The following is a 4,653-nucleotide window of genomic DNA, read 5'->3' as shown; positions in this document are numbered from 1 at the left end:
TCCTCACCCCGCGGGCCCGCTATCCCCTAAGAGCGGGCCCCGACCCTCATCCCGAGGCCCCGCGTTCATCGAGCGCGGGGCCTTATAATTTGCGCTTTCGACAACACGAACCCCCAACCGGCTCAATACCATGCCTATCTACGCCTACAAGTGCACCGAGTGCGGCTTTGAAAAGGATGTGCTCCAGAAGATGAGCGACAAGCCGCTCACGACCTGCCCCAAGTGCGGCAAGGAGACCTTCCGCAAGGAGCTCTCCGCGCCGGGCTTTGAACTGAAGGGGTCGGGCTGGGCCGCCACCGACTTCAACGGCGGCCACAAGGCGCTGCCCGCCTCCCACGCGAAACCCGGGAAGTAAGCCCCCAAAAGCCGCGACCCTCCGCGGCTTTTTGCCGTCAAGAACAAGATGCTCAAAAAGTACTTCTCCGCCGGGCTCCTCCTCTGGATCCCGCTCGCCGTCACCCTGTGGGTGCTCGAGACCATCATCCGCTGGAGCGACTCCTTCCTCGCGCTCCTGCCGCCGCCCTACCACCCGGACACGATTTTGGGCGTGCACATCCCGGGCGTGGGCCTGGTCCTCGCCGCCTCGATCGTGCTCGTCACGGGGATCCTCGTCGCCAACTACTTCGGCCAGTGGGTCGTGCGCCTCTGGGAGCGCTTTTTAGAGCGCATTCCCGTCGTGCGGCCGCTCTACTCGGGCGCGAAGAAGATCGCCGCGACGCTGCTCTCCGACCAGACCGACAGCTTCAAGGAAGTCGTCCTCGTGGAGTTCCCGCTCCCCGACCGCTGGACGCTCGCCTTCATCGTCTCGCACCCCGAAGGCCCCGCGACGGAACCCCTCGGGCGCGACGACCTCGTGACGGTCTACGTCCCCACGGCGCCCAACCCCACCTCGGGCTACGTCCTGATGCTTCCGAAGTCGGCGATCCGCCGCACGAACGTCTCCGTCGATCAGGCCTTCAAATTCCACCTTTCGCTCGGCGTGATGATCCCCGAGCCCGCTCCCGAGCAAAAGGCGGAGGCGGAATCGACCGACAAGCCCGCGCCGTTGGCGTAAACTTCAACATACTGTGCCCGCTCGCCGCAGGGACGAGCGGGGCGTCATTCTTCCAAATCGAGCCGGCCGACAACCCGCCGGCGTTTTCCCCGGAGCTTTTATGCGAACCGTGTACTCTGGCTTGGTTGATGAGTCCCTCATCGGCCAGACTGTGACCCTTTTCGGTTGGGCACACCGCCGTCGCGACCACGGCGGCGTCATCTTCATCGACCTTCGCGACCGCGAAGGCATCGTTCAGGTGGTGTGCGACCCGGACCGTCCGGACGTCTTCGCGACGGCCGACAAGTGCCGCAACGAGTTCTGCCTCAAGGTGGTCGGCCTCGTGCGTGCGCGTCCCGACGGCACGAAGAATGACAACCTCATCTCCGGCGGCGTCGAAGTGCTCTGTCAGGAACTCGAAATCCTGAACCCCTCCATGACGCCCCCGTTCCATCTCGACGACGAAAACCTCTCCGAGACGACGCGCCTCACGTACTGCGTGCTCGACCTTCGCCGTCCCCAGATGCAGAAGAACCTGCGCCTGCGCTACCGCACCGCGATGGCCTTCCGCAAGTACCTCGACAGCAAGGGCTTCATCGACATCGAAACCCCGATGCTCACGCGCTCGACGCCTGAAGGCGCCCGCGACTACCTCGTGCCCTCGCGCGTGCAGGACGGCTGCTTCTACGCCCTCCCGCAGTCGCCGCAGCTCTTCAAGCAGCTCCTGATGATGGCGGGCTTCGACCGCTACTACCAGATCGTCAAGTGCTTCCGCGACGAGGACCTCCGCGCCGACCGTCAGCCTGAATTCACCCAGGTCGATATTGAAACGTCCTTCCTCTCGATGGACGAAATCCGCGCGATCATGGAAGACCTCGTCCGCACGGTCTTCAAGGAAGTCCTCGACGTCGATCTCGGCACCTATCCGGTGATGAGCTACGACGAAGCGATGGCGAAGTACGGTTCGGACAAGCCCGACCTGCGCGTCAACCTCCAGTTGGTTGAAGTCACCGACATCGTCGCCGAATCGCAGTTCAAGGTCTTCTCGGGCGTCAAGAGCCTCCACAACGGCATGGTCGTGGCTCTCCGCGTTCCCGGCGCCGCGAGCATGCCGCGCTCGGAAATCGACGCCTACACCGAATACGTCAAGATCTACGGCGCCAAGGGTCTCGCCTACATCAAGGTGAACGAACTCGCCCGCGGCCGCGAAGGTCTCCAGAGCCCGATCGTCAAGAACCTCTCCGACGACGAACTCAACGCGATCCTCGAGCGCACCGGCGCCCAGGACGGCGACGTGATCTTCTTCGGCGCCGACAAGGCGAAGATCGTTTGGGACAGCCTCGGGGCCCTTCGCCTCAAGATCGGTCACTCCGAATTCGGCAAGAAGACCGGCCTCTTCACGCCGGGTTGGCGTCCCCTCTGGGTCGTCAACTTCCCGATGTTCGAATACGCGGAAGAAGACCAGCGCTGGGTGTCCTGCCACCATCCGTTCACGTGCCCGGTCGACGGCGACGAAGACAAGCTCGTCACCGATCCGGAACACTGCTACGCCAAGGCCTACGACATGGTTCTGAACGGTTGGGAAATCGGCGGCGGTTCCGTCCGTATCCACCGTGAAGACGTCCAGGAAAAGGTCTTCGAAGCCCTCAAGATCGGGCCGGAAGAACGCCGTCAGAAGTTCGGCTTCCTCCTCGACGCGCTCCAGTTCGGCGCGCCCCCGCACGGCGGCATCGCGTTCGGTCTCGACCGCATCGCGACGATGATGTGCGGCGCCGACTCGATCCGCGACGTGATCGCCTTCCCGAAGACCCAGCGCGCCCAGTGCCTGCTCACGCAGGCCCCGTCGCCGGTCGACGAAAAGCAGCTGCGCGAACTGCACATCCGTCTGCGCAACGAGCCGAAGAAGGACCACGACATCGCCGGGCAGTAAGCCTGCGCTTCTTCGAAGAGGCGCCCCGCACGGGGCCGCCTCTTCACGGATGCCCAAGCCCCGACGGCCCGAGCGGCCCCGGGGCTTTTCCGTTTTTTGAAATCCAACCCCACCCCAAGGAACCCCCATGCAGAGCCTCTGGATGCTTGCCGCATCGCTTCTCTTCGCCCTGATGGCCGCCTGCTCGAAGCTGGGCGCCGCCGACTTCGGCACGATGGAGCTCGTCTTCTACCGCTCGGTCTTCGGAACGGCGGTGATCGGCCTCTGGGTGCTCTCGAAGGGCTTCACGGTGAGGACGCCGCTCATCCTCTCCCACATCAAGCGGAGCTTTCTCGGGACCTTCGGCCTCACGATCTGGTTCTACGCGATCGCGCACCTGCCCCTGGGCACCGCGATGACGCTCAACTACACGAGCCCGCTCTACATGGCGGCCTTCGTCGCCTTCATGACGATGAGGCGGCACGAGGGACAGAGCTGGGGGCTCTTGGCGAGCGTCGCGGCTGGGTTCCTCGGGATCACGCTCGTGCTGCAGCCGGAGGTGCGGGGCGGCGACGAGCTTCCCGCCCTGGTGGGTTTGGCCTCGGGGTTCTTCGCCGCGTGGGCGTACCTGCAGGTCAAAGAACTCTCCGCCATGCACGAGCCCGAATGGCGCATCGTCTTCTACTTCACGCTCTTCGGGAGCGTCTGGGGCGCCGCGGGTCAGATGCTGATGGGCGGCTTTTCGCCGATCACCTGGGAAAACGCCCCCGCCATCTTCGGGATGGGCCTCACGGGAACGTTGGCGCAGCTCTGCATGACGCGCGCGTGGGGTGCGGGGAATCTGCTCCTCACCAGCACGCTCCAGTACTCCGCGATCGTCTTCGCGGCGATTTTGGGGCTCATCATCTTCGGCGAACCCATCACGATCCTCTCCGCGCTCGGGATCGCCGTCATCATCGTGGCGGGCGTCTCCGCGACGCTCCTCACGAAGCGGCGCGCGAAGCGCGGATGACGTCGTTCCAGTCGGTGCCGGTGCCCTCGGGAATGCGCACGTCGACCTGGAGTTCCGGGTGGCGTGCGCGAAGCCGCGCCGCCAACGCGTAGGCCCCGGCCGCGCCGGTGAAGCTCGCGTCGTTGTCGCCGTAGATGCAGAGGACGCGCACGCCCTCAGGAGGCGCCTCGAAGCGTTGGAAGCCGTTCAGCGAGATCACCGACCAGGCGGGCAGCCCCGTCAGTTCGTGCACCGAGAGCGCGGTCTCGATGCCTTCGGCGAGGCAGAGGAAGTCGCTCGGGGGAAAGAGCCGGATGAAGCCGTTCCCGAGGGGTCCCGCCGCGAGCTTCTTCGCGACCGGCACCGGGGCCTTGTCGCCTTCTTCCGTGAGGTACGTGCGGTGGATCGACACGAGCCCTCCGCGCTCGTCCGAGACGCGCGCGAGGAGCGCGGGCCACGTCGAGTCGTTCCCGTCCTGATCCTTGTAGGGGAGCGCCTCCACCCAGCGGAGTTCGTGCGAGAGGTCGCACCCGGCGAGGCCGCGCTTCGCGAGGTAGCGAAGCGGCGGGGAATCCTCCCGCGTGAGGGGCTTCGCCGAATCCCAAAGGGCTTCGAGCTCGGCCTTCCTCCGACGGGCCTCCTCTTCTTCCTTTTCGCGTTCGGCCCGGTATGCCGCGGCGCGCTCGCGCGCCGCGCGGCGCTCCTCTTCGCTCGCCTGCG

General features: G+C 65.4%; 5 protein-coding genes. 4 read left to right on the top strand and 1 reads right to left on the bottom strand.

Annotation, left to right across the window (positions count from 1 at the left end; genetic code table 11):
* Positions 1–130: 130 nt before the first annotated feature.
* The 4 genes from HMPREF9440_RS05985 to HMPREF9440_RS05970 all read left to right on the top strand — a co-directional run bounded on the left by HMPREF9440_RS05985 (position 131) and on the right by HMPREF9440_RS05970 (position 3,954).
* Positions 131–355 carry an FmdB family zinc ribbon protein gene (locus HMPREF9440_RS05985; protein WP_008542461.1) on the top strand — a complete coding sequence of 75 codons (225 nt, stop codon included), beginning with the start codon at positions 131–133 and terminating at the stop codon, positions 353–355.
* A 48-nt stretch (positions 356–403) separates the two neighbouring features.
* Positions 404–1,054 carry a DUF502 domain-containing protein gene (locus HMPREF9440_RS05980; RefSeq protein WP_008542460.1) on the top strand — a complete coding sequence of 217 codons (651 nt, stop codon included), beginning with the start codon at positions 404–406 and terminating at the stop codon, positions 1,052–1,054.
* 100 nt (positions 1,055–1,154) lie between these two features.
* Positions 1,155–2,963 carry an aspartate--tRNA ligase gene (aspS, locus tag HMPREF9440_RS05975; RefSeq protein WP_008542459.1) on the top strand — a complete coding sequence of 603 codons (1,809 nt, stop codon included), beginning with the start codon at positions 1,155–1,157 and terminating at the stop codon, positions 2,961–2,963.
* A gap of 127 nt (positions 2,964–3,090) precedes the next feature.
* Positions 3,091–3,954, top strand: a complete 864-nt coding sequence (locus HMPREF9440_RS05970; RefSeq protein WP_008542458.1) for a DMT family transporter — start codon at positions 3,091–3,093, stop codon at positions 3,952–3,954.
* On the opposite strand, the gene HMPREF9440_RS05965 is transcribed toward HMPREF9440_RS05970, so the two are convergent.
* Positions 3,926–4,653: DUF7146 domain-containing protein (locus HMPREF9440_RS05965; protein WP_008542457.1), on the bottom strand; the 728-nt coding region annotated here is incomplete at its 5' end. The genes HMPREF9440_RS05970 and HMPREF9440_RS05965 overlap by 29 nt on opposite strands.

This window comes from Sutterella parvirubra YIT 11816, from assembly GCF_000250875.1.
In the GTDB taxonomy this organism is placed as follows: Bacteria; Pseudomonadota; Gammaproteobacteria; order Burkholderiales; family Burkholderiaceae_F; genus Sutterella; species Sutterella parvirubra.
This window is presented reverse-complemented; position numbering and strand designations above follow the sequence as displayed.